At 50.6% G+C, this 25,055-nt stretch carries 14 protein-coding genes; 9 read left to right on the top strand and 5 right to left on the bottom strand.

The window, feature by feature from the left end; translation table 11 throughout:
- Positions 1–136 precede the first annotated feature (136 nt).
- The 5 genes from BBR47_RS24895 to BBR47_RS24875 all read left to right on the top strand — a co-directional run bounded on the left by BBR47_RS24895 (position 137) and on the right by BBR47_RS24875 (position 13,287).
- Positions 137–1,378, top strand: a complete 1,242-nt coding sequence (locus BBR47_RS24895) for an exonuclease SbcCD subunit D (protein ID WP_041749641.1) — start codon at positions 137–139, stop codon at positions 1,376–1,378.
- Positions 1,375–5,025, top strand: a complete 3,651-nt coding sequence (locus tag BBR47_RS24890; protein WP_015893207.1) for an AAA family ATPase — start codon at positions 1,375–1,377, stop codon at positions 5,023–5,025. The genes BBR47_RS24895 and BBR47_RS24890 overlap by 4 nt, the downstream gene beginning before the upstream one ends.
- 15 nt (positions 5,026–5,040) lie before the next feature.
- A complete protein-coding gene (addB, locus tag BBR47_RS24885) occupies positions 5,041–8,538 on the top strand; it encodes a helicase-exonuclease AddAB subunit AddB (protein ID WP_015893206.1) in 3,498 nt (1,165 codons plus the stop codon).
- Complete coding sequence (addA, locus tag BBR47_RS24880) at positions 8,507–12,334, top strand: helicase-exonuclease AddAB subunit AddA (protein WP_015893205.1); 3,828 nt, start codon at positions 8,507–8,509, stop codon at positions 12,332–12,334. The genes addB and addA overlap by 32 nt, the downstream gene beginning before the upstream one ends.
- A gap of 491 nt (positions 12,335–12,825) precedes the next feature.
- Positions 12,826–13,287, top strand: coding sequence for a DinB family protein (locus BBR47_RS24875; protein ID WP_015893204.1), 462 nt, complete (start codon positions 12,826–12,828; stop codon positions 13,285–13,287).
- A 69-nt stretch (positions 13,288–13,356) separates the two neighbouring features.
- Here the strand turns inward: BBR47_RS24875 and BBR47_RS24870 are convergent, their stop codons facing one another.
- Positions 13,357–15,807, bottom strand: a complete 2,451-nt coding sequence (locus BBR47_RS24870; RefSeq protein WP_015893203.1) for an IPT/TIG domain-containing protein — start codon at positions 15,805–15,807, stop codon at positions 13,357–13,359.
- 176 nt (positions 15,808–15,983) lie between these two features.
- On the opposite strand from BBR47_RS24870, the gene BBR47_RS24865 reads away from it, so the two are divergent.
- From BBR47_RS24865 to BBR47_RS24855, 3 genes are all read left to right on the top strand, one after another.
- Complete coding sequence (locus tag BBR47_RS24865) at positions 15,984–17,405, top strand: amino acid permease (protein WP_015893202.1); 1,422 nt, start codon at positions 15,984–15,986, stop codon at positions 17,403–17,405.
- A 117-nt stretch (positions 17,406–17,522) separates the two neighbouring features.
- On the top strand, positions 17,523–18,041 hold the full coding sequence (locus BBR47_RS24860; RefSeq protein ID WP_015893201.1) for a DUF402 domain-containing protein: 519 nt from the start codon (positions 17,523–17,525) through the stop codon (positions 18,039–18,041).
- Positions 18,042–18,239: 198 nt separating this feature from the next.
- A complete protein-coding gene (locus BBR47_RS24855) occupies positions 18,240–19,142 on the top strand; it encodes an Ig-like domain-containing protein (RefSeq protein ID WP_015893200.1) in 903 nt (300 codons plus the stop codon).
- 259 nt (positions 19,143–19,401) lie between these two features.
- On the opposite strand, the gene BBR47_RS24850 is transcribed toward BBR47_RS24855, so the two are convergent.
- Genes BBR47_RS24850 through BBR47_RS24840 form a run of 3 tightly spaced genes read right to left on the bottom strand, consistent with a single transcriptional unit; the run spans position 19,402 to position 21,888 of the window.
- Entirely contained in the window at positions 19,402–20,949 is a 1,548-nt protein-coding gene (locus BBR47_RS24850) for an MFS transporter (RefSeq protein WP_015893199.1), read from the bottom strand.
- Positions 20,946–21,386 (bottom strand): SRPBCC family protein, encoded by a 441-nt coding sequence (locus BBR47_RS24845; RefSeq protein WP_015893198.1) that lies wholly within the window; start codon positions 21,384–21,386, stop codon positions 20,946–20,948. The genes BBR47_RS24850 and BBR47_RS24845 overlap by 4 nt, the downstream gene beginning before the upstream one ends.
- Before the next feature lie 13 nt (positions 21,387–21,399).
- Positions 21,400–21,888, bottom strand: coding sequence for a MerR family transcriptional regulator (locus BBR47_RS24840; protein ID WP_015893197.1), 489 nt, complete (start codon positions 21,886–21,888; stop codon positions 21,400–21,402).
- A gap of 243 nt (positions 21,889–22,131) precedes the next feature.
- Here BBR47_RS24840 and BBR47_RS24835 point away from each other — a divergent pair, with 243 nt between their 5' ends.
- A complete protein-coding gene (locus tag BBR47_RS24835; RefSeq protein WP_015893196.1) occupies positions 22,132–24,330 on the top strand; it encodes a DNA topoisomerase III in 2,199 nt (732 codons plus the stop codon).
- A 53-nt stretch (positions 24,331–24,383) separates the two neighbouring features.
- Here the strand turns inward: BBR47_RS24835 and BBR47_RS24830 are convergent, their stop codons facing one another.
- Positions 24,384–24,761: a VOC family protein gene (locus BBR47_RS24830; protein ID WP_015893195.1), complete on the bottom strand. Its 378-nt coding sequence runs from the start codon at positions 24,759–24,761 to the stop codon at positions 24,384–24,386.
- Positions 24,762–25,055: the final 294 nt, after the last annotated feature.

Raw genomic sequence — 25,055 nt, 5'->3', positions numbered from 1 at the left:
TCATGACCCTTTCAGTTGGAAGACGAGCAGTCAGGAGCAAAAGTTACGGAGAAGTGGAGTAAATTTCAACCGCGAACAGCGCTGTCTTTTGTTACAATGAAAAGCAAACACATGATCGTGGAGAGTGATAGTAGCTATGCGGATATTACATACAGCCGATTGGCATTTCGGGCGGCAACTGGAAGGGCGGGATCGCCGCATTGAGCAAGCGGCGTTTGTGGACGAGCTTTGTCACATAGCGGATGAGCGGGAAGTGGACTTGGTGCTCATTGCTGGGGATGTGTACGACTCGGTCAATCCGCCTGCTTGGGCGGAAGAGCTTTTTTATGATGCATTGGAGCGCTTGTCTTCGGAAGGCAGGAGAGGTGTTGTCGTGATCGCCGGGAACCATGACCAGCCTGAGCGGGTGCGGGCAGCAGCGCCGCTTGCCACAAAGCACGGGATCGTTTTGTTGGGGTTGCCGAAGGAAGCGCCATTGCTGACACAGGAAGCATCGGCTGATCGCGTGCAAATTGTGCAGGGAGGGCCTTCTTGGCTGGAAATGAAGATTCCTGGTTGCGCTGCGAATGCGATCATTTTGGCATTGCCATATCCTTCTGAATCGCGATTAAAGGAGCTGTTGAGCGAAAGCTTTACCCAGGAGCAGATGCAGCTTGCTTTTTCCGAGCGCATTGCACAATTGCTTGCCGATCTGTCTGTTCATTTTCGCGAGGATACGGTCAATCTGGTCACGAGTCACTTGTTTGTCATGGGCGGTAAAGAAACGGATTCCGAACGTCCGATTCAAATTGGGGGAGCGTTGACTGTATCGCCGCAGGCTTTTCCGAAGAACGCTGATTATGTGGCACTCGGCCATCTTCATCGACTACAAAAGCTCAGTGACAAGCCATTGGTGCGTTACAGTGGCTCACCGATTTCGTACAGCTTTTCTGAAGCAGGCCAGAGCAAGGCAGTCGTACTGGTCGAGGTGGAGCCAGGGCAAGAAGTACGTGAGGAGATCATTTATTTGACGAGCGCACGGCCATTGGCACGTTGGAGGGCAACAGAGGGAATCGAGCAAGTAGAGCGCTGGTTGGAAGAGGGACGCGATGCAGGGGCGTGGATTGACTTGGAGCTGCATGTGTCTGGCGTGATCGACCCGGCAGAATTTCAGCGTGTCCGCAAGCTATCGGATGATTTCTTGAAAATACAGCGTGTTGTCGTGAGGGAAGAGCGTGAGGAGGAAGAGGAACAGCGGGTCGAGCTGACAGAGCTTTCGTCCGATCAATTGTTCAAGCGCTTCTACGAACGAAGACGGGGAGCAGAGCCGGATGAGCAGCTCGTGGCCTTGTTCCAACGTCTATTGGCAGAAACCGGAGGAGAGGGGGAAGAAGAGTGAGACCGATACGATTGAAGCTGGCAGGGATGCACAGCTACCGAGAAATGCAAGAGGTCGATTTCGAAGTGCTATGTCAGGCGGGACTGTTTGGGATATTTGGCCCGACTGGAAGCGGGAAATCGACGATTCTGGATGCCATCACGCTTGCGTTGTACGGGCAGGTCGTCCGGCTGGGCGGGGGTAATCACCCAAAAGAAGTGCTGAACCAACTGGAGCAGCGCGTTTTCGTTTCCTTTACCTTTGAGCTGGGTACTGGCGATGAGCGCAAGCAATATACGGTGGAACGGGAATTTGGTTTGGATAAAAAGGGGAACAAGCGACAACCAGAAGTGAGGCTGATTCAGTCGGGAGCCTTGACCGGAGAGCCGGATGTCGTATTGGAGTCCAAAGCCACTTCTGCGACAGCTGCGATTGAGGCACTGATTGGTCTCACTTTGCAGGACTTTACCCGGGCGGTCGTTTTGCCACAAGGTCAATTTTCTCGCTTTTTGACGCTGAAGGGCAGTGAACGCAATGAAATGCTGCAACGAATGTTCCGCCTACATATATATGGGGAAAAGCTGAGTGAACGCGTACGGCACGCATTGGAGCAGGTCAAGGAACAGATGCATCGCTTGCAGCTGGCGAGTGCAGCACTGGGTGACGCAGGTCCGGAAGCCTTAGAGCTGGCAAGACAAACGTGGGAGGAAGCTGCGCAAAAAGAGCAGGAATTCACCCAGCAAAAACAGGAGCTGGCAGGGAAGCTCAAGGAGCTGGAGGAGCTTAACCAATGGCATCAGGAGCTATTGCACGTCCAGGCGCAACTAAAGCAGCAGGGAGCAAATGAAGCGGAAATGGCAGCTCTCACTGCAAAGATTCGCGAGTGGGAGTCGAGTATTCGACTGTGGCCATTACTCCAGCAATATGAGCGCTTGGATCAGGAATGGCATGCGACCGGTGCGGGATTGGAACGCAGCCGCGAGCAACAGGAGAGCGCACGTTTGGCTGTAGAGGAGGCAGAGCAAGCGTATCAGAAGGTTCAAGCCGAGTTGGCTGTACAGGAGCCGTTACTGATTCAGCAAAAGGGCAGGCTGGTACAGGCACAGGAGTGGGAAGAGGAGCTAAAGGCGATCCGGGAAGAGTGGACAGGTCTGGAACGTGAATGGAACGAAGTGTCAGTCGCCTTGACCAACATAGAACAACAGCTGGAAAAGGATGAGGCCGACTTAAAAAACTGGGAGCTTGCGTGGGCGGAACTGCAAGAACAGATGAAGCAGGTCACGATCTCTCCCGAATGGCGAGCGCAAATAGGAGCAGCCAGGGAAGCGAAGCAGCAGTGGGAGCGGGACTATGCCAAGGCGCGTGAGCTGGAAAAAGAACAACTCACAGCACAGCAGCAAATTCAGGCGGCAACCCATACTGCCGATGAGCACAAACGCAGTTGGGAAGCTTGTGCGAATCGTTTGGCACAAAAAAGAGAAGAGCTGGCAGCACCAGCCGACTCGGCTTTGATGAGCGAAGCTGAATGGGAGAAAGCAAGAAATGTCCTGGCAGATATGAAGCAGGTAGGTCGCCAGTGGCGGGAAGTATTGCAGGCTTTCTCAGCCTGGCAGGAGAAGTCGCAACATATCGTCCAGGAGCGTAAGCAGTTGGAGGAGCACAATCAAGAGCTGACTCGGGCGGTAGAGGCAAGCGAAGCACTTGTGAAGAGTCAACTGGCCCAACGAGATGAGCTGCGCCAGGACTGGGAACGCTGGCAGCAGGAAAATATGGCGCGATTTTTGCGCGAACGTTTAGAGGAAGGCAAGGAGTGCCCGGTATGTGGTTCCGAACACCACCCACACGGCCACCAGAACCATCCAAAAGCATCTGAAGCGGGAACAGAGGGTGATGGCCTGCGTGCTCGAATCAAAGCGTCAGAAGAGGCAGTGCGTGCGGCTGAACAAGAAGCAGGCAAGACCAAGGAAGCTTGGTTGGCAGCAAAGGGAGCGCTTGCTGCTTTTGATGAGCGCCTTGCAAGCGTAAAGGCTGAACAGGAACAGCTGGACGCGCGCTTGGAAGCGATCAAGGCAGAGTGCAGCGGGTACGGACAGCCTTGGATCGTGGATTCTTTTGAAGAGCTGATCGCCGTCTATCAGCGCGAGGAAAAAGAACTGATTGCCAAGCAAGCGGAAAGAGAGCGGCTAAAAGCAGAGCGTGAGCAATTACAGCAGCAGCTGGAGGCCTTGCGTGAGGAAGAAGCGGAAAAGAAACGCTTGATGGAGCGGAGCTCGCTGTTGCTCGAACAGGCACAGAAGGTGATCCATGACAATAAAGCGCGTCTGGACGCTGCATCCATGCAAGAAAAGCAATCCAGAGAAGAGCTGGACGCGAAGCGCAATGAGCTTCCCATTGAGGAAATCGAACTGCGGTACGAGGAAATCGGAAAATCAGATCGCCGTTTGGCAGAATTGCAGCAGGTGCGATCAGAGAAAGAAGCGTTGCGCGGAAAGCTGATGATGCAGGTAGAAGCCGCCAAGTCGCGCAAGGTAGAGGGAAAATCACGGGAAGCGGCGCTGAAGGAAAAGCTGGAAGATAGAAAGCGCATGTGGGAACAAAAGCATGCTCAATGGCTGGAGCGTACGGGAGGACTTACTGCGCAGGAATGTTTGATGAGGGTAGAGGATTCTCTCCTCGGCTTACGTCAGGCAGTCACGCTGGCAGAGACAAAGCGCAAAGAGACCTCCGAAGCGCGGGAAACGGTGCAAAACAATTTGGTCAAGTATTCGGAGACGCTGGCGATCCTCACGCGGCAACGCACGGAAGCTCACGAGACCTTGTACCAAGGCTTGCAGGAAACAGGTCTCGGCACTGTCGAGTATGTACGGGAACGGTACGCAGAGCGCGAGCAATTGCCACAGGCACAGGAGCAAGTCGAGGCTTACACGAGAATCGCAGGGCAGCTTCGTTATGAGGAAGAACGGCTGCAACAAGCTATAGCAGGCCGTTCGTTTACGCAGGAAGAGCTCACCACCGCAAAAGAGGCGTGGGATCAATGGGAGCAAGCCTTCCAGGAGGCTCAAAAGCAAGTCGCTGTCGCCAAAGAGCATGTGGATCGCATGGAAAAAAATCATGACAAATGGCAAGAGCTTCACAAAGAGATGTTACAGCAGCAGGATGAACAGAGCCGCTTGGAAGAGTTAAAAAAATTGTTTGAAGCTAAGGCGTTTGTCCAGTTCATTGCGGAGGAAAAACTGGTATCAATCGCAAGAGACGCTTCCTATCACCTGAAGCGGATGACCGCCAATCGTTACGGACTGGAAATCGGCGACGAGGGCGAATTTGTTTTGCGGGATGAGGGAGCTGGTGGAATGCGCCGTCCAGTTAGCACATTGTCTGGCGGGGAAACATTCCTAACCTCCTTGTCGCTGGCTCTTGCCCTGTCGATGGAGATTCAAATGCGTGGCGGACGCCTGGAGTTTTTCTTCCTGGACGAAGGCTTTGGAACACTCGATCCGGAGCTTTTGGAAGTCGTTATGGATGCGCTCGAGCGACTGCGCATGGACGATTTCACCATCGGAGTCATTAGCCACGTCCCGGAAATACGTGTGCGCATGCCGCGTCGTCTGGTCGTGACACCAGCAGAACCGATGGGAAAAGGAAGCATGCTGCATCTGGAAATGGAGTAGGGAAGGGGAAAAATCATGGCAGTCCAATTTATACTGGGACGGGCAGGGACGGGGAAGACAGAATCGATTCATCGGCAGATGCAAGCCCGGCTGCGGGAAAAGCCGTTGGGTTCGCCTATGATTCTGCTCGTGCCGGAACAGGCAAGCTTTCAGGAAGAGTATGCTCTCGCTACACTGCCAGAGCTGGGCGGTGTGATAGGGACGCAAGTGCTCAGCTTCGGTAGATTGGCTCACAGGCTCATGCAGGAGCTGGGCGATCTGACTACCGTGCCTGTCGACGATCTGGGTAAGCATATGGTTTTGCGCATGCTTTTGGAGCGGCACAAGGAGGAGCTGAACGTATTCGGGCGTTCGGCGACACAGCCTGGGTTTGCTGCTCAGCTCGGTCGCTTGATTAGCGAGTGCAAATCGTATGGGGTATCCTTCACCCATTCCGAGAATGTGGAATGGGGAGGAGCCAATCTCAATCAAAAAATACATGACCTTCGCTTGATTATGAATGCGTACGAGGCTTACTTGTCAGAGGGGTATTGTGATGCGGACGACATCCTGAATCGAGTGGCCACGATGGTGCGTGATTCCATGTACATCAAGCAGGCTGAAATATTTATCGATGGCTTTACCGGGTTTACGAATCAAGAGCTGCGCTTGATCGAGCAGTTGATGCAGCACGCCAAGCAAGTGACGATTGCGCTGACGCTGGACCCGAATGAACGTGACGCCTCTGTGGATGAACTGGGGCTTTTTCACCCTACGCTGCGAACGTATCAAGCCTTGACACTGATGGCGCGTGAATCGGGTGTATCCATCGCCAAGCCGCTTTTATTGACCGAGGCACAGCGATTCAAGAGCAGTCCGTGGCTGCGTCAGGTTGAGCAAGTGTATTTCCAATGGGGAGACCCGCCGATCCCGGATCAGCCCGGACGTGCTGACGAAGTGACAATGCTCTCAGCAGTGAACAGGCGGGCAGAGGTAGAGGCTGTGGCCTTGAAGCTCCTGACTCTGTCGAGAGAAGAGGGATATCGCTGGAAGGATATGGCGATATTGCTTCGGGAAATCGGGACGTACGCTGATGAGATTTCGGCTGTGTTTACCGAATACGGCATCCCGCACTTCCTGGACCAGAAGCGCTCCGTCATGCACCATCCCTTGGTAGAGCTGGTGCGATCGGCATTGGAGGTCATTGTTACGAGGTGGCGGTACGACGCGGTTTTCCGCTGTTTGAAAACAGACCTGCTCCTTTTGGATATTACCGATGAGCATACAGCTCGGAAGGAAATCGACCGCCTGGAAAACTACGTGCTGGCTCATGGTGTCTTTGGCTATCAATGGGCAGAAGAATCTCCTTGGCATTTCCGCGGGCAGGCAGGCGCTGAGGAAGACGCGCAAATCGATGAGTTGAGACGCAAATACGCAGCGCCGCTCCTGTCCTTTGAAAAAGAGATGAAGCAAGCAACGGGTCTAAACGTACAGGAAATGACGCTTGCCCTGTACAACCTTCTGATCGCGCTGGATGTGCCTAACAAGCTGGAGCATTGGCAGCGAAAGGCGGAAAATGACGGCGATCTCGATGCAGCACAGGTGCACGGACAAGTATGGACAGGATTGATCGAGTTGATGGATCAGGTCGTGGAGGTCATGGGTGACGAGAGCATGAACCTGGCGACATTTGCCCGTGTGCTCGACAGCGGTCTGGAGACGATTGAATTGGGACTCGTTCCTCCGGCGCTGGATCAGGTGCTGATCGGGGCCATGGAGCGCTCCCGTCAACCGGATGTCAAAGCTCTGTTTTTGCTTGGTGTAAACGAGGGCATTATTCCGTTGCGTCCAAAAGAAGAAGGAATTTTGGATGAGGCGGAACGTGAGCGACTGGCTGAAATGGGCATGTCTCTGGCACCGAGTGCAAAGCAAAAGCTGATGGCTGAGCCTTACCTGCTGTACCAAGCGATGACGAGACCGTCGGAGAGGCTGATCCTGAGCTGTGCGTTGGCAGATGAAGAGGGCAAGGCACTGTTGCCTTCCTCTGTGTTTACCCGCATCCGGGAAGTGCTACCGGATATCCCGCATCAGGTGTTTTACAATGAACCGACGGGGCAGTACGAGACAGATGCATTCCTGCTCGGACATCCGAGACGTGTGTTTCGCCACCTTTTGACGCTATTGCGATCGATGAAGAAAACAGGAGAGCTGCCAGACTTTTGGTGGGAGGTATACGACTGGTATATTCGCGCTTCTCCCGATGTCAAACGGGAGCAGTGGCTTTTGTCCGGCTTGCGCTATTTCAACCGACCTCAGGAGCTGGATTTGGAAACGAGCACGACCTTATACGGCAAACAACTAAAAATGAGCGTATCTCGTCTGGAGCGGTTCCAGTCATGTCCGTTCTCGCATTTTTCTTCCCACGGTCTCAGATTGGCGGAGAGAACGATGTACAAGCTTGAGCGGTTCGATGTGGGAGAGCTGTTCCACGCTTCACTCAAGCGGGCCGTTGAAAAAATGAACGAAGACAATCTGGAGTGGAGCAAGCTGACGGAAGACAATAGCATGCAGCTGGCAAACGTGGTTGTAGAAGAACTGGTTCCTGCGACTCGCAGCAGTATTTTGACGCGGACAGCCCGGTATCGTTATTTGTCCGGCAAGCTAAAGCGAGCCGTTGGACGTGCGATTTACGTACTTGGGGAGCATGCGAAGCGCAGCCGTTTTGCCCCAGTAGGGCTGGAGGTTTCGTTTGGGCCAAATTCAGATTTGCCTGGATTGGCTTTAACGCTTGAAAATGGCGTGGAGCTTCAGTTAATCGGACGGATTGACCGTGTTGACCAATCACTGGATAGTGAGGTCCCGTATCTGCGCGTGATTGACTACAAGTCCAGTCCCAAGCAGTTATCTCTCTCGGATGTGTGGAATGGTCTGAATTTGCAACTACTTGTCTATTTGGATGTCGTCGTGGCAAATGCCGAGGAATGGTTGGGGAAAAAAGCTGAAATGGGAGGCGTTTTCTACTACCAGGTAGCGGATCCTTTTGTGACGGCAAAACGCTTGCTAACGGCAGACGAGGCGGCAAAGGAGCGGGCAAAGCGTTTGCGCATGAAAGGCTTGATGCTCGCAGACCCAGAGCTGGCACGAATGATGGATGGCTATGTAGAGCAAGGGGCGTCAGAGCTGGTGCCATTTGAAATCAAAAAGGACGGAACGCTTTCGTCACGATCATCCGTGGCAACAGTCGAGCAATTCCAAGCTTTGACCTCCTATGTTCGCGATACTGTGAAGCAAATCAGTACGCGCATGACCAACGGGGAAATTCAGATCGAACCGTACACGAACGGGACGATGACCGCTTGTGATTACTGTTCGTACAAGCCGGTATGCAAGTTTGATGGAGATGCGGGCGGGAATGAGCACCGACAGCTTGCCAAATGGAACAATAAGCAAATATGGAGCATGCTGGCAGAGCAGCAGATGGCAGGAGAAGGAGGTATGACCGATGGTGGATCAACAATTGCAGGCCAAGCCTGAACAATGGACGGACGAGCAATGGCAAGCGATTATGCAGCGCGGGAATAATCTCCTGGTGGCTGCTGCGGCTGGCTCTGGGAAAACCTCAGTCCTGGTTGAGCGGATTATCCGACGCATCATGGACGAGAAGGACCCGGTTGGAGTCGATCGACTGTTGGTGGTGACCTTTACCAATGCGGCAGCGGCAGAGATGCGTCACCGGATTGGCGATGCCTTGCGAAAAGCATTGAAAGATGATCCGCACTCTTCTCATCTCCGCCGACAACTGGCACTGCTCCAGCGGGCGACGATTACGACACTTCACTCGTTTTGCTTGGGGATTTTGCGCCAGTATTACTATCTGATAGAACTTGATCCTGATTTTCGCATTGCCGATCAGATGGAAGGGGAGCTTTTGCGTCAGGATGTCTTGGAGGAACAGCTAGAGAGCTGGTATGAGAATGACGCGGACTTTCATGCATTGGCTGATGTGATGCTTGACGGTCAGGATGACCATGCCCTCACCCTGTTGCTGCTCAGGCTGTATGAGTTTTCGCGCAGTCATCCGGCACCAGAACAATGGCTTGGGGAAGCGGCAGGAATGTTTGCGGTTCACGATAAAAACGGCCTGGACGGGCTGGAGTGGAGTAGAAGCGTGCTGCGTTCTGTGGAGCTGGCACTCGGTGGAATGACCGCTAAGATGCGCAGGGCAGTTCTTTTGGCTGGCTCACCGGAAGGGCCTGCTGGCTATTTGCCTTTGCTTGAGGCGGAAGCCGCTGCCCTGCACCGTGCAGGAGCGGCTTGCAGAGCTGGCTGGGAAGCGACCGTCGAAGCTGTTCGTGGAGTTGTATTTGCCAAGCTGCCTCCGGTGAAAGGCACAGATCCGCTCGTGAAGGAACAGGTGCAAGACCTGCGAAACAGTGTGAAAAAGGAACTGGCAGAGCAAATCGAGCAGTACTTTTCTACGCCAGCCGAGCAGTATGTTGCGGACTTGCAGCGGATTGCTCCTCACATGCAGACATTGGCTAGGCTGGTTACAGCATTTTCGGATGCTTATCAATTGGAGAAGCGCTTACGTGGCTTGGTCGACTTTGGCGACTTGGAGCATCTGGCTCTGCGTGTTCTAACCGAAACGAATGAGTCTGGGAAGACTGTTCCTTCGTCTATCTCCACTCAATTGCGCGAACAGTTCGCTGAAGTACTGGTAGACGAATACCAGGATATCAACCTCGTGCAGGAGACAATCTTGCAAATGGTTTCCCGAGACGGAGCGAATGGTCAGCCAGCGAATCGCTTCATGGTGGGTGACGTGAAGCAGAGTATTTATCGGTTCCGCTTGGCAGAGCCGAAGCTGTTTCTCGAAAAATATGTAACCTATCAAAAAGATGGTGATGCCGACGAAGCTTGCATCGGACGGCGTATCGATCTGGCGGCGAACTTCCGCAGTAGAAGGGAAGTCGTAGATGCCGTTAACTTTTTGTTTCGTCAGATCATGTCTCACGGGGTAGGTGAGATCGGTTATGATCCTTCGGCGGAGCTGATCAACCGCGCGTCTTATCCTGAAGCACAGCCGAACCGTTTGCAGGCAGAGATGCATCTGATCGACCGGAATACAGTGATAGCAGACGAAGGTCAGGCAGTAGTTGCAGAGGCGACAGATGAGGGCGAAGCAGGTATTCCCGATGGAGAGTCCGCTGAGGAAGCGAGTGTGGCACAGCTGGAAGCACGCCTGATTGCCAGCCGTATTCGCCGCTGGATGGAGCCGGGCGAGGGAGAAGAGCCGCTACTCGTTTTCGATAAAAAGGCTGGGGGAATGCGCCCGCTGGCCTATCGCGATATCGTTATTTTGCTTCGTGCGACCTCAGGCTGGGGGCAGACGATGCAAGAGGAGCTGCACGCAGCAGGAATTCCTGTGTATGCAGAGCAGACTGCGGGCTATTTTGCGGCGACTGAGGTGGAAACGATGCTCTCTTTACTGCGTGTCATTGACAACCCGCTCCAAGACATTCCATTGGCAGCTGTCTTGCGATCACCCATCGTCGGTTTGCGGGAGCAGCAACTTGCTCAAATCCGCATTCACTACGCGACAGGGCCGTTTCACCAAGCTGTTCTCCAATATGCAGAAGAACGCCCGCCCCAAGAGTCGTGGGAGAAAAGACTTCGGCAGTTCTTTGGTCGATTGGGTCTATGGCGGACAGAGGCTCGCAGAGGTGCCTTATCAGAACTGCTGACGATGCTTTACCGGGAGACAGGTTATCTCGATTATGTAGCGGCTCTGGAAAACGGTCAGCAGCGACAGGCTAACTTGCGTGCGCTCTATGATCGTGCGAGACAATACGAAGCTGGCTCCTATCGTGGTTTGTTCCGCTTTTTGCGCTTTGTCGACCGCCTGCAAGAAGCGGGCAATGATATGGGCGAAGCAAGAACCATCGGGGAAAACGAGGATGTCGTACGTATCATGACGATCCACAAAAGTAAGGGGCTGGAGTTCCCTGTTGTATTTGTGGCGGGCATGGGCAAGCAGTTTAATACGATGGATTTGAAAAGCCAGTTTTTGTTGCATAAAGATCTGGGCTTTGGCCCGATGGCTGTTGAGCCCTCCATGCAGCTGCGCTATCCGAGTCTGGCTGCGCTGGGCATCCGGCAAAAACTGCGTCGGGATATGCTGGCAGAGGAAATGCGTGTGCTTTATGTGGCTTTGACGCGTGCACGCGAGAAGCTCATTCTTGTCGGTTCATCCAAGGATCTCGCAAAAAGTGTGACGGACTGGGGAAGACAGGATGACAGCGAGCGGCTCAGTGACGAAGACTTGATTCAGGCAAAGGGATACCTGGACTGGGTAGGGCGTGCGATGCTGCGACATCCTGGGGCAGGATTGCTGCGGGCATATCCAGAGCAGCAAGGCTCAGGAGACGTCGTGAGAGTCAGAAGTGTGCCGGACGATTCGGTTTGGTCGTTTCACTTCTATCAGGCAGATGAGCTTCGTGCCCAAGGAGAGTCTGCCAACCACGAGGCGTCACTGTGGGAACGCATGACCAGGCGAGAGGCGATCGCGGAACGACCGTCTGATGACATTTTGCGAGAGATTGTCGAAAAGAGATTAGGATGGCAGGACCCGCATCCAATTGCGCCTCGCGTAGCTGCGAAATGGAGTGTCAGCGAACTCAAGCGACATGCCAAAGTCAGCAAAGGCGGACAGCCACTTACACTTCCGTCGATTACGGAAAAACCAAAGTTTTTGTCTGAGCAAAAATCCAATCGACTGACAGCAGCAGAAAAAGGGACAATTACGCACTTAGTGTTCCAGCATCTCGATTTGAAGCGCCCGCTGGATGAAGCAGATATTCGGGAGCAGGTGACGGCACTCGCGGCGCACCGCTTTTTGACTGACGAGCAAGTACAAGCAGTAGACGTTCCTCAGATCGCCCGATTCTTCGCTGATCCTTTGGGGCAGCGAATGAAGTCGGCGGCGGTCGTGCATCGAGAATTGCCATTTACTCTCGTGTTGCCTGCATATGAAGTAGAAGCGGAGTTAGGTGAAGAGAGCGACGAGCAGGTTGTCGTCCAAGGGGTCATTGATTGCCTGTTGGAGGAACCGGATGGAAGCCTGGTTCTGATCGATTTCAAGACAGATTGGATGGCAAAAGAGGCGACTGCCGTAGCCATGGAAGAGATGAAGCGAAGATACGAAGGTCAGATCAGGCTATACGTCCGAGCGATCAAGCAGATCATCAAGCCAAAAGGGAACGTGTCTAGTTATCTTTATTTACTCTCAGGTGGATTCTCTCTTTCGTTTTCGGATGAAAGCATGGATTAGTATGTTGGACCGTCAGGGTTAATAGCTCTGGTGGTCTTTTTGTTTAGTAGAGCTGCTGTGGTGGGGGAAGAAGCGCATTTCCAGTCTACGCTTCGGCCTACGCCCCGCAAGGGGATTCACTGTCCGCTCCGGAAAAATGGCGGGAGCGCTTCAAACGTAGAAGTTTCGAGGAGGTTTTTCATAAGTGAAGCTTAAATTCCCCGCCATTTTTCCTGCGCTGAGGTGGGCTCCAGAGGCGCTTGGACTGGAAATGCGCTTCTTCCTACGCGGCTTTGATTAAAAAGAATGTAAGAAAGCTATTTTGCACTGACCTTCTAATATGATCTAGAAGCCAGAAGAGGATCACAGCCATACGAAAACATGTGGCAGGGCTTCTCCCGACCACTACCGTTAGAAATCAACTGAGAATTTTACAAAACACACGAACGTACGTGCTATAATTGGTTGTGATTTCCTTACTATACATAATCATCAAATAAAGGGTGAACTCAATGAAAATGCTTTTCCAGTATAACTGGCAGGTACGGGACGAGTGGATGGAATGGTGCAAGCAGCTTCCACCAGAAGAATTGCTGCGCGAGCGTACAGGTGGGGCTGGCACGATTTTGTACACCTTGTTTCACATTGCTGACGTCGAGTATAGCTGGCTTCGGGGTGTACAAGGAAAGCCGGATGTTCAGGTGGCATACGAAGCGTACAAGACGCTAGAAAAAGTAAAAGAGCTATCAGATGCCTGGCGCCCAGAATTGCGTGATTTCATCGAGAGTTGGTCAGACGAGAGGGAGAGCGAATCGGTAAAGGTCGCCTGGGATGATGAAGTGTACACGAAGGGGGAGCTACTTCGTCATGTCATCGCCCACGAGATTCATCACATGGGTCAGTTGTCTGTTTGGGCGAGAGAGCTCGGGATTACCCCTGTTTCCGCCAATGTCATTGGTCGATCAAAAAAATAAAGTGTTGAACAGACAGTAATAGAAAAGGCCCATGCGTAGTTGCATGGGCCTTCAACATCAAGCGTTGAATCAAGGAAAGATGGAGAGGCCATAATGATAGACATCTCGATCTGTTACATTCTCTATGATTCTTGCTGATGATGGTTGTGTAGCGTCATATATTCCCTCGTAAAATTCAATTTCTACAATATCGTAATAATGGGTTCCCATTGGTAAAGCGTACACGTGTTCACCAAGAGCTGCTGGAAGAATCATCTGGAAAGAAAAGCGCCCGTTGGCATCCGTAACGAATTCCATCTGTTTAATACCTTCTGCTTTAAGATGGCCAAGGAAACGGAAGGTCATTTTTTCATTTGGTAACGGATTTCCGTTTTGATCGGTAACTTCTCCTTCAAATGTAACCGGGACAAAATCGTCCACACGCCATTTGTCTCCGTACCCGTAATTGATTGGTCCTGCTCCACTCGGAGTAATGATATTCGTAATCTTGGTACTACCAACATCTGCTGGAGTGTCCACACGGTCGTTTGGATCGGACGTGCTGCGGTACGTAAACGCCGATTTCAACTTGTAGGATTGTCCATCCGGGTTGACAACCAGTATATCGACATCGCCCTCTGCATTTGCCACCGGAGCTTTTACTTTCATGTAACCGTCAGTATAGTAAGCCAGAATGCTTGCTTGGTTATCCCCAAAGAATATCTTTACATCTGGCTTTAGATTTACTCCGGACAGGAATACCTCTTTTTCTTCCGCTAACAATCCGCTAGAAGGTGTAACGCTTGTTAACTCAGGAGCCGGATCTTTCAAATAGGTGTAGGCATTGGCTAACACCGCTTCTTTTCCATTTGGATTGACGATTTTCAGATCGACTGTACCCGGATTATCTCCTAGAGGCGCCTCTACCTTGATGCGGGTTGCATTATAATAGGTCATGAGCTTTGCTTCCTTGTTCCCCATGTACACCTTCAAGCCTTGGTCGAAGTCTTTGCCATCGATATATATAGCTTCGCCTCCAGCAAGCTTTCCGCTCGTCGGTGAAATCTTCGTAATCGCCGGGATGAGTACTGGCGGAGCCTGATAGGTATAGGCATTAGCCAACACCGCTTCTTTTCCATCCGGATTGACGACTTTCAGATCGATGGTACCCGGATTATCTCCTAGAGGCGCCTCTACCTTGATGCGGGTTGCATTATAATAGGTCATGAGCTTTGCTTCTTTGCTCCCCATGTACACCTTCAAGCCTTGGTCGAAGTCTTTACCATCAATATAAATCATTTCGCCCCCAGCAAGCTTTCCGCTGTTTGGAGAAATATTCGTAATCGCCGGGATGAGTACTGGCGGTGCCTGATAGGTATAGCCATTAGCCAACACCGCTTCTTTGCCATCCGGGTTTACTACTTTTAGATCGAGTTTTCCGGGACTATCTCCCGGAGGTGCTTGTACGCTTATTCGAGCGTCCCCATAATAGGTGATGAGCTTTGCTTCTTTGCTCCCAATGTACACTTTCAAGCCTTGGATGAAGCTTTTGCCATCAATATAAAGAAATTCGCCCCCCGTTAGCTTTCCGCTGTTCGGAGAAATCTTCGTAATTTCCGGGATGAGTACCGGCGGCGCCTGATAGGTATAGCCATTAGCCGATACTGCTTCTTTACCATCCGGATTGACGACTTTCAGATCGATGGTACCCGGATTATCTCCTGGAGGCGCCGCTACCTTGATGCGGGTAGCATTATAATAGGTCATGAGCTTTGCTTCTTTGCTCCCCATGTACACCTTCAAGCCTTGGTCGAAGTCTTTGCCATCAATATAAATCATTTCGCCCCCAGCAAGCTTTCCGCTGTTCGGAGAAATATTTGTAATCGCCGGGATGAGTACTGGCGGCGCCAGATAGGTATAGCCATTAGCCAACACCGCTTCTTTGCTATCCGGGTTTACTATTTTTAGATCGAATTTTCCGGGACTATCTCCCGGAGGTGCTTGTACGCTTATTCGAGCGTCCCCATAAAAGGTGATGAGCTTAGCTTCTTTGTTCCCAATGTACACCTTCAAGCCTTGGATGAAGTTTTTTCCATCAATATAAAGAAATTCGCCCCCCGCCAGCTTTCCGCTGTTCGGAGAAATATTCGTAATCGCCGGAATGAGCACCGGCGGCGCCAGATAGGTATAGCCATTAGCCAACACCGCTTCTGTGCCATCTGGATTCACGACTTTCAGATCGATGGTACCCGGATTATCTCCTGGGGGTGCCTCCACCTTCAATCGGGTAGCATTGTAGTAGGTGATGAGCTTAGCTTCTTTGTTCCCTACGTACACTTTCAAATCTTGGGCGAAGTCTTTCCCATCCATATAAAGAATTTCGCCCCCCGCTAGCTTTCCGCTGTTCGGGGTAACTTTCGTAATGACAGGTGAATCTGTTAGTGCGAGTGCCCGAGGTGCTGATACGCCTGATGCAAAAAATACGAGTAACAAGACCATAAATATCTTTAGGCTTGTTAATGAAACATTCGCTTTTCTCATTTTGAAACTCCTTTTCATTTTTCTATAGTTTCTTATCGGAATATAATCTGGATATATTTAACTAGTCCGCGAAGCTCGCTCTATCAGATGTGTATAACTTTCCTCCAAATGGATCATACTCCAACTGTTTTCATTTACAGTTGGAAGCGAATGACCCGCTTGGGAGGTCGCACATGATGTCATGGAAAAATCAATTGCTGAGAAAAAAGTCAGTTGTGCAAATGCTGGAGCAGGTGAATAAAAAAGAAAGCTCTCTCAAAAAGTCATTAGGTGCTTTTGACCTGACAATGCTGGGCATCGGTGCGATCATGGGAACAGGGATTTTTGTGCTAACGGGGGTTGCGGCTGCCTTGCACGCAGGACCGGCACTTGTTTTGTCTTTTGTTATTGCGGCACTTGCCTGTGTGTTTGCCGCACTCTGCTATGCAGAATTTGCATCGACTGTTCCGGTGTCAGGAAGTGCTTATACATACAGCTATGCCGCATTTGGTGAGTTTGTCGCCTGGATGATCGGGTGGGACTTGATTCTCGAATACGGAGTGGCTTGTGCTGCAGTGGCAAGCGGATGGTCGGGGTATGCTCAGGGATTGCTAGCCGGGTTTAACATCCATCTGCCACATGCGCTCACGAGTGCGTTTGATGCATCGAAAGGAACAATCATTGATTTACCTGCGGTCCTCATCATTGTCATCATTTCAGCTTTATTGATGAAAGGGACGAAAGAGTCAGCGAGCTTGAATACCATCATGGTGTTAATAAAAGTAGCGGTAGTGGTCCTGTTCCTCGTCGTTGGGGTCAAGTATGTCAAGCCGGAAAACTGGAGTCCATTCATGCCGTTTGGTTTTGCTGGAGTAGCGACTGGTGCCGCAACGGTGTTTTTTGCTTTTATCGGATTTGATGCGGTGTCTTCTGCCGCCGAAGAAGTGCGCAATCCCCAGCGCGACATGCCAATTGGGATCATCTCGTCCTTACTCGTATGCACAATTTTGTACATTGCTGTTTCACTGACATTGACAGGGATTGTTCCGTACTATTTGTTAAATGTCAAAAATCCGGTCGCGTTTGCGCTCAGCTATGTCAATCAGGACTGGGCAGCAGGCTTCATTTCGTTGGGAGCTATCGTCGGAATTACGACCGTTTTGTTAGTCATGATGTATGGACAAGCCCGGATGTTTTTTGCGATGAGCCGGGATGGCTTGCTCCCTGAGCTATTTTCGCACGTACATCCCCGCACACAGGTACCACAAAAGAGCACGCTTGTCGTGGCTGTATTAGTAGCAACCTTCAGTGGATTATTGCCCCTCTCCAGCTTGGCCCAGCTCACCAACATCGGCACGCTGTTTGCTTTTATTTTGGTCTCGGTTGGAGTGGTTGTACTGCGTCGTACACATCCGCAATTACCGAGGGCTTTTCGCGTCCCGCTTGTTCCGCTTTTTCCCTTGCTCTCGGTTCTCTTTTGCGGCTATCTCGTTTTCAACCTGCCTACGCTGACCAAGTTCGGTTTTCTCGGTTGGCTGTCGGTAGGAGCGATCGTCTATTTTCTTTATGGGCGCAAACACAGTCGATTGGCAACAAAAGACGACTCCTCCCAAACATAAATGGCAGGTCATCCGTTTAGGCATGTTCAACGTGAGCATGTCTTTGTTTGCTATCTGACAAAACGATCCTATTCATGGTAGAGTAAAAACAACCTAAATGACGAGGGAGGGCAGGCTATGAAGCGAAAACGAGCAGATCGACCTGGTTGGAGACGCGTGAAACGATTGGGCTACCAGCAAAAATGGGTAGAATCTTTATCTTTCTCAGGGTACACTGTCCGCCTGACTCTGGACGAAGTAAGTGAGCCTGCCTACATGCCTGTCGGGGATCAACTACTGTGTGTGGGCGATAGAGGATATGTGTACTTGCAGTATTTTCCCCATGGCCAAGCCTATGCCGTTACAAAAATGATGGATGAGTTAGGGAATACCGTGCAGTGGTATATCGATATTTGCCGGGGACATGGCAAGGACGAGAACGGGCATATCTGGTATGACGATTTGTACCTCGACATCGTGGTACTGCCGACAGGAGAAGTATATCTGCTTGATCAGGATGAGCTCGATGAGGCATTGAAAAAAGGCGTTATCACGAGCGAGTATCACCAGTTTGCCTCTGAGACCGCTGATCTTTTATTACAAAATATTTTGTCGGGCAAACGGGATGACTTTGACTTTCCGAATTTTTTTGCATAAACGTATGGAAGAACGAAGGCGGTTGTTGCTTTCGTTCTTTTTTTGGTCGACGTACCGCATTTTGGAGTGGAGTCGGAGGCTCGGAGCTTGTCTTAGTCCAAAATAACCATATTTTTATTTCGTGTAAAAAACTGTATGTTACGCCTAAAAAATCAAATACGATTTTTATGAACAAACAAACCATGTAGGAGGAGAAGTATGAAGAGATTAGTTCAATCCTTACTCGCAGTAACACTCATGTTCAGTTTAACGCTAAACAGCAACAGCGTATCAGCAAAATCGGAGAAAGAAGAGCTTGGTGTACCGAATCAGTTCCTTGATGATGAGCAGCTAGAGGAAAATGACGCGAAATTCAAAAGTGAATACCAACTTGATAGCACGTATATTTCCGACGACCTAATCAGTTATCCAAAGCCTGGGGATGTGTTCGTATCAGTTTCTAATCCTATTATTGCGCAGACAGATGTTCCTACAAACATTCAACCTGCGCTAACATTCCCGGTGCCAATTACTTTTGACAATGATCCGTCAACAGTAGTATCGCTCTATAAGGTTGAAGGAAAATCACCAGTCAGCGGAAAATTGGAGATTAGAAATAACACACTCTATATTCGTCCTGACAAGACTTTGGAATCCAATACGAAATATGCGATCGAGATTGACAAAGGAGCAATTGTAAGCACCATTGATTCTACTAAATCGATCGATAAGTATTTATTACAGTTTGTGACCAGCAACAACGAAGCGCCTGTAGTAATCGATGTAAAGCCGTATGGAGAGGAAACAAAAGTGGATGTAGATGCGGTTATTACAATTAAGTATGATCGCAAAGTGATAAGTGGAACAAAGAAATTCCTATTAATGAATGACAATGGTGCGAAGGTTCCTGCAACTTTTACTGTCAGTAATGACACTGTAACGATCCAACCGAAAGCGCCTTTAAAAAATAATGTAGAGTACTACATAGATGTAGCCCAAGGAGCAGTAAAGGATACATCAGGGAATGAAAGCTATAAATATTTTTCCTTGTTTTCAACAGGCACCCCATCTGGTGGATGGGATGATCTAGAATTTGGTGACCTTTCAACAGAGGTTGAGTAGAAAAAGCATCTTCTTCTGACACCTCTGTTGCGACTGTTACTGGAAAGGGCAACAAGTGTATAGGGTGAAATGTTAAAGATAGAAGGGTTGTCTCTATTCCAGAGACGGCCCTTTTTTCATTCATTCCTGAATCCCTCCTACGACTTCTTTCTTTACAATCGTTACAGGGATGTTTGACTAGGTTTGAAAGGTTGTCTCGCATACATGAGACAGTGGCAGTCTGGGACGAGAAAATAAAGTCCTAGACTGCCACGGATCCTTACATCTCACCTGGCGCTTTCTGCCCGATGGGGGGGATATGCCGAAGCTTGATCACGGTGAGTATGGCGATAGCGATCATGAGCACGCCGCTAATGGTCACAACAGCATGCATGCTGTCGGTAAATGCTATCTGGGCGCCATGAAGAAGTGGTGAACCAATAGGTTCGGGTAAAGCTTTAGCCGCCGAGACTGCCCCAGCGAGACTTTCGCGGGAGGCTGCGGATGTTAACATCGTAACATCTCCCGGTATGAAGCTGGCAATTTGAGTGCGGTACACGTATGTTCCGATGCTGCCTAATACAGCAATACCCAGTGCGAATGCGAATTCACCGCTCGTTTGCAGCAAGGACGCCGCCGAACCTGCTTTTGCAGGCGGGGCTGAGCCGATAATGAGATCGCTGGACAAGCTCGCAAACGGGGCGGCTCCTACATGAAAAAAGATATAACCGACGATCAGGGTTGAGAGCCCGGATCCCGCCTCTACTTGGGACAGTAGAAAACAACCAGTCGCCGAGACGACAAGGCCTGCCCCGATAAGGAGCGACGGTCGGACCCACCGAGCGATGATCGGCGACAACAACATGCCTGCCATCGACGCAACCACTCCCGGGAGCATGCACATCGCTGCCGCAAGCGGCGATAGTCCTTCCACGAATTGAAGATGCTGTGCGATGAAGAACATGGAAGCACCTGTCAAAGTGATGCCGAACAAGCCGCCCAGTGCTGTGCTGAAGGCGGGGTTTGCGAATAGGCGCAAATCCATTAGCGGACTGTCCAATCGTTGCTGCCGTCTTACGAATAACGTCCCGAAAACAACGCCAGCCACGATGGCAATGAGCGGCAAGGTATGTATACCTTGCTTAGCGATTTCCTTTAGGCCGTAAATTGTTGGTAGAATGGTGCACATCGACAGCATGACGCTAGTCATATCCAAATGACCAGGTGCGGGATCCCGATATTCGGGCAGAAGATGGGTTGCAGTCAACAACAGCAGCGCCATGATAGGAACGCCGAGTAGAAAAATCGAACCCCATGAAAAATGCTCCAGCATCATCCCGCCGACTACTGGGCCAAGCGCCATGCCTCCCATGGAGCACATGAACCATATGCCTATGGCGAGGGAACGCTGCTTATGATCGCGGAACATATTGCTGATCAATGCCAGGGACGAAGGCGATACCGTTGCCCCGGCTATGCCAAGCAGCGCCCGTGCTGCAATCAGCATCCCAGAGGTGCTGGAGTAAGCAGCCAACACCGAAGCCAAACCGAATGCCCCTGCTCCGAACATCAGCAGCTTACGGCGTCCGAGCCGATCTCCGAGCGAGCCCATCGTGATCAGAAACCCCGAGAGCATGAAGCCGTATATATCCATGATCCAGAGCTGTTCTGTACTGTCAGCGCCGATAGAGACACTTATGTGAGGAAGTGCGAGAATCATGACCGACAAATCTATCGAAACGAGCAGTGCAGGCAAGGAAAGTACGGCAAGTCCAATCCATTCGTTCAAACCGGCCCGGTGACTCGATTCAAGCGCAGCAGCTTTCATTGGGCGTCGAGAACCTCTCCGAGCCGATCCAACATCACCTTTGTTCCGTGCTCACGCTGTTCAGGTGTATCGAGACCGTCCAGAAAAACGCCCTGCTCGGTATAGATCAAGCGCGTGCCGCCGTCTACGGATTCGAATTCTACCGTCGTCACGGAGACAGACATCCGCTTGTCTTCCATGTTCAACGTGTAAGAGTATACAATTCGCGTATTCTGAACGATTTCCTGATAGCAGGCATCGAATGTGTAAACGGGTCCCCCAGGCGGACCACCACGATTGAATTCGCGGCCGCCGACGCGGAAGTCGAATTCTTCAGCTTTAGGAAACCAACTGGCTTTGGCTGCTTGACCCGCCCATGCAGCGAATACACGAGCAGGGGAATGCTTATAGTTCCTTTCAATGACAAATGTGGAATGTTTGGCTGATCTTTCACTCACAGTCGAAACCTCCTTATCCGGGTTCTTCCGGATGCTCATCTAAATATTCACCAAGTCGGTCGAGGTGGCGATCCATACTCGATTTTCTCTCAGCGAAAAATTTCTCATGCTTCATTCTCATCGTTCGTATGATGTTCATGAAATGCTCAACGGTAAACGGTTCGTTCCTTTGCATCCGACTCGAAACATTCTCAAGCTCATGCAAGAGTTTCTGCTGCATGCGGATACTTTCTTTCAGGCTGTCTATTTGAATGGAAACAATGTCTGACAGGCTGAGCTGGTCTCCGGCCATAACGGCTTTAATCTGCTCCAGCGATAGCCCCAATTCCTTTAAGGACAAAATTTGCTGTAGGCGTGAAATGTCCTTTTCGGTGTAGAGTCTGTATCCGGATGGCGAATAGCCAGATGGTGAAAACAAGCCTATCTGATCGTAAAAACGTAAAGTCCGTATCGTAATTCCCGCTATTTTCGCAAGTTCTCCGACTTTCCAATGACTTTTCATGATCAGCCCCTTTCTTGATCGCTAGCGTTTCACCGGTAATTTCACTATAAACCGTTACGTTACGTAATGGTCAAGGACCCATATGAATTTTTTTCCAGAGGGAATTTAAGCCTGCCCGTTAGCGTTTCATAACCCTAAGAGTCTAAAACTTTATGATCTCGAAAAATTTCTAAGCCCCTTCTTCCTGCTTTTTTGTTTACAATGGATAACAGATTGTTGAATTGGTTTGAAAGGATGTCGTACATGAGTAAAACAGTTGTACTGGCAGAAAAGCCTTCGGTTGGACGAGACATTGCCAAAGTATTGCAGTGTCACAAAAAAGGAAACGGCTTTTTTGAGGGAGATAAATACATTGTAACGTGGGCGCTCGGGCATTTGGTTACTCTCGCTGATCCTGAAGCGTACGGGCAGCAATTCGGCTCGTGGCGAATCGAGGATTTGCCGATTATGCCGTCCCCATTGCGCTTGGTCGTGATCAAGGAAAGCAACAGGCAATTTCAGGTCGTCAAACAACAATTGAGACGCAATGATGTCGGGCAGATCGTCATTGCGACGGATGCAGGACGTGAAGGAGAGCTCGTAGCCAGGTGGATTCTCGAGCTGGTTCACGTGAATAAACCAATCAAACGTCTGTGGATTTCCTCGGTGACAGATAAGGCAATCCGTGAGGGCTTCCGCAATCTGAAGGACGGCAAAAACTATGAAAACTTGTTTGCCTCCGCTGCTGCTCGTGCAGAAGCCGACTGGCTCGTTGGAATCAATGCCACCCGCGCCTTGACGTGCAAGCATAACGCCCAGCTCTCATGCGGTCGTGTCCAGACGCCAACACTCGCCATTGTGGCAACGCGAGAAGAGGAGATTCGTCGCTTTACACCCAAGCCATTTTACGGACTGTCTGCGGTGGCCCAAGGTCCGATTCAGCTCCAATGGCAGGATCAGCAAACGAAGGATTTCAAAACGTTTTCCAAGGAAAAGGCTGATCAGCTAATAGCCGCTCTCAAACAGGAGAAAAATGCAGAAGTCATCGAGATTACTCGTGCGCACAAAAAGACGTATGCACCACAGCTGTACGATTTGACGGAGCTGCAACGGGATGCCAACCGGATGTTTGGCTATTCGCCAAAGCAGACACTGTCTATCATGCAAGGGCTATATGAGCATCACAAGGCAGTGACATACCCACGAACGGACTCTCGCTATCTCTCTGCTGATATCGTCGAGACGCTGCCGGATCGAATCAAGGCTGTCCAAATGAAGCCATACGCGCCCCTCGCCGCCAGAATCCTGCGGGCGCCGATCAAAGCGAACAAATCATTCGTGGATGACAGCAAAGTATCTGACCACCATGCGATTATCCCGACGGAGCAAGCTGTTTTTCTCGGTGATTTGAGCGATAAGGAGCGCAAGATTTTCGACCTCATCGTGAAGCGTTTCCTGGCCGTTTTGCTGCCTGCCTTCGAATACGAGCAAACGACCATCCAGGCAAAAATCGGGAATGAAACATTCCTGGCAAAAGGAAAAACCGTGCTCTCCCAAGGCTGGAGAGAGGCGTACGACCACGATGTAGAAGAAGACGATGCGAAGGACGGCGTAAAGGAACAAATCCTGCCTTCTCTTGCCAAAGGAGATCGTTTGCAAATCCAGTCGATTTCCCAGACCAAGGGCGAGACGAAGCCGCCAGAGCCATTTACAGAAGCGAGTCTGCTATCTGCGATGGAAAACCCGGCAAAATACATGGCAAACGAGAGCAAGGATTTGATCAAAACGATTGGGGAAACAGGCGGCCTTGGTACGGTAGCAACCCGCGCGGATGTGATTGAGAAGCTGTTCAACAGCTTTTTGCTAGAGAAGCGCGGCAAGCATATTTTTGTCACCGCAAAAGCCAAGCAATTGCTAGAGCTTGTCCCAGATGAAATGCAATCGCCGACCTTGACCGCCCAATGGGAGCAAAAGCTCGGTGCCATCGCCAAGGGAAGCTTGAACAAGCGAGCGTTTATCGAAGAGATGAAAACGTACGCCAAAGAAGTCGTCCAGCAGATCAAGAACAGCGATCAGACTTTCCGGCACGACAACCTGACCAGAAGCAGGTGCCCGGAGTGCAATAAGTTTTTGTTGGAGGTAAACGGAAAGCGCGGCAAAATGCAGGTGTGCCAGGACCGGGAATGCGGCTATCGCAAAAGCATTGCCAAGCAAACCAATGCCAGATGTCCAAAATGCCACAAAAGATTGGAGCTGCGCGGAGAAGGGGAAGGACAAACCTTTGTCTGCGGTTGTGGGCACAAGGAAAAACTGAAGACCTTCCAGGAGCGTCGCGACAAGGAAAAGGGCAGCAAGGTTTCGAAGAAAGAAGTATCCAAGTATTTAAAGGGGCAAGACAAGGAGCCGGACGAAGGAATCAACTCAGCGTTGAAAGACGCACTGTCCAAATTAAAGTTCGACTAAATAGGCATGAAACAAAAGGCGGCCGACCATTCAAGTCAGCCGCCTCCTTCTGTTTACTTTTTCTCCAGAATAGCGAAGTAATTTTCTTCATCGTCTGCGAAGTTAAAGACACGGCCCGAAGGCATCGTGACAATGTCTCCAACCTTCACATTTTTATTCTTAAGGTCGTTACGCAATTCCTCGATATTTTCCGAAAAGAACAGGAGCGAAGGAGTGCCAAGATTCATTCCGGGCGACATTTTCGCTACGAATTCCTTATTGTGCAGAACGATGCTTGTTTCAGCACCTTGTGCGGGAGCAATTTCAATCCATCTCATTTCACCGTTCTTCTCTTCTGAAACCACACGAAACCCTAGTTTTTCGGTCCAAAAGTTCACTGCTTGATCCTGGTTATTGACATACAACATGATTTGACCGACTTTGCTAATCATCATAGACATGTTCCACTCCCTACATGGTAGTTTATAACCCGATGCTCCTAATCCTTTCCATCGCGACGGTATCTGATACCCGATGCCAACGGACGTCAGACAGGATTTCTTTTCAATTGCGCATTGTAGAAAAAGGAATTGCATTTCGCAAAAGAGGAGCATATACTCACAATTAAAAGTGAGTAATCACTCGCTACCCTAAAAAGCTCATCTCGAGTCTGATTCTGTGACTTGTTTTTTTACTCATAAAAAGAAAGTGATTACTCACTCCATTACGTAGGTAGGGGGAAGCGT

Origin of the sequence: Brevibacillus brevis NBRC 100599, from assembly GCF_000010165.1 — a bacterium.
GTDB lineage: Bacteria > Bacillota > Bacilli > Brevibacillales > Brevibacillaceae > Brevibacillus > Brevibacillus brevis_D.
This window is presented reverse-complemented; position numbering and strand designations above follow the sequence as displayed.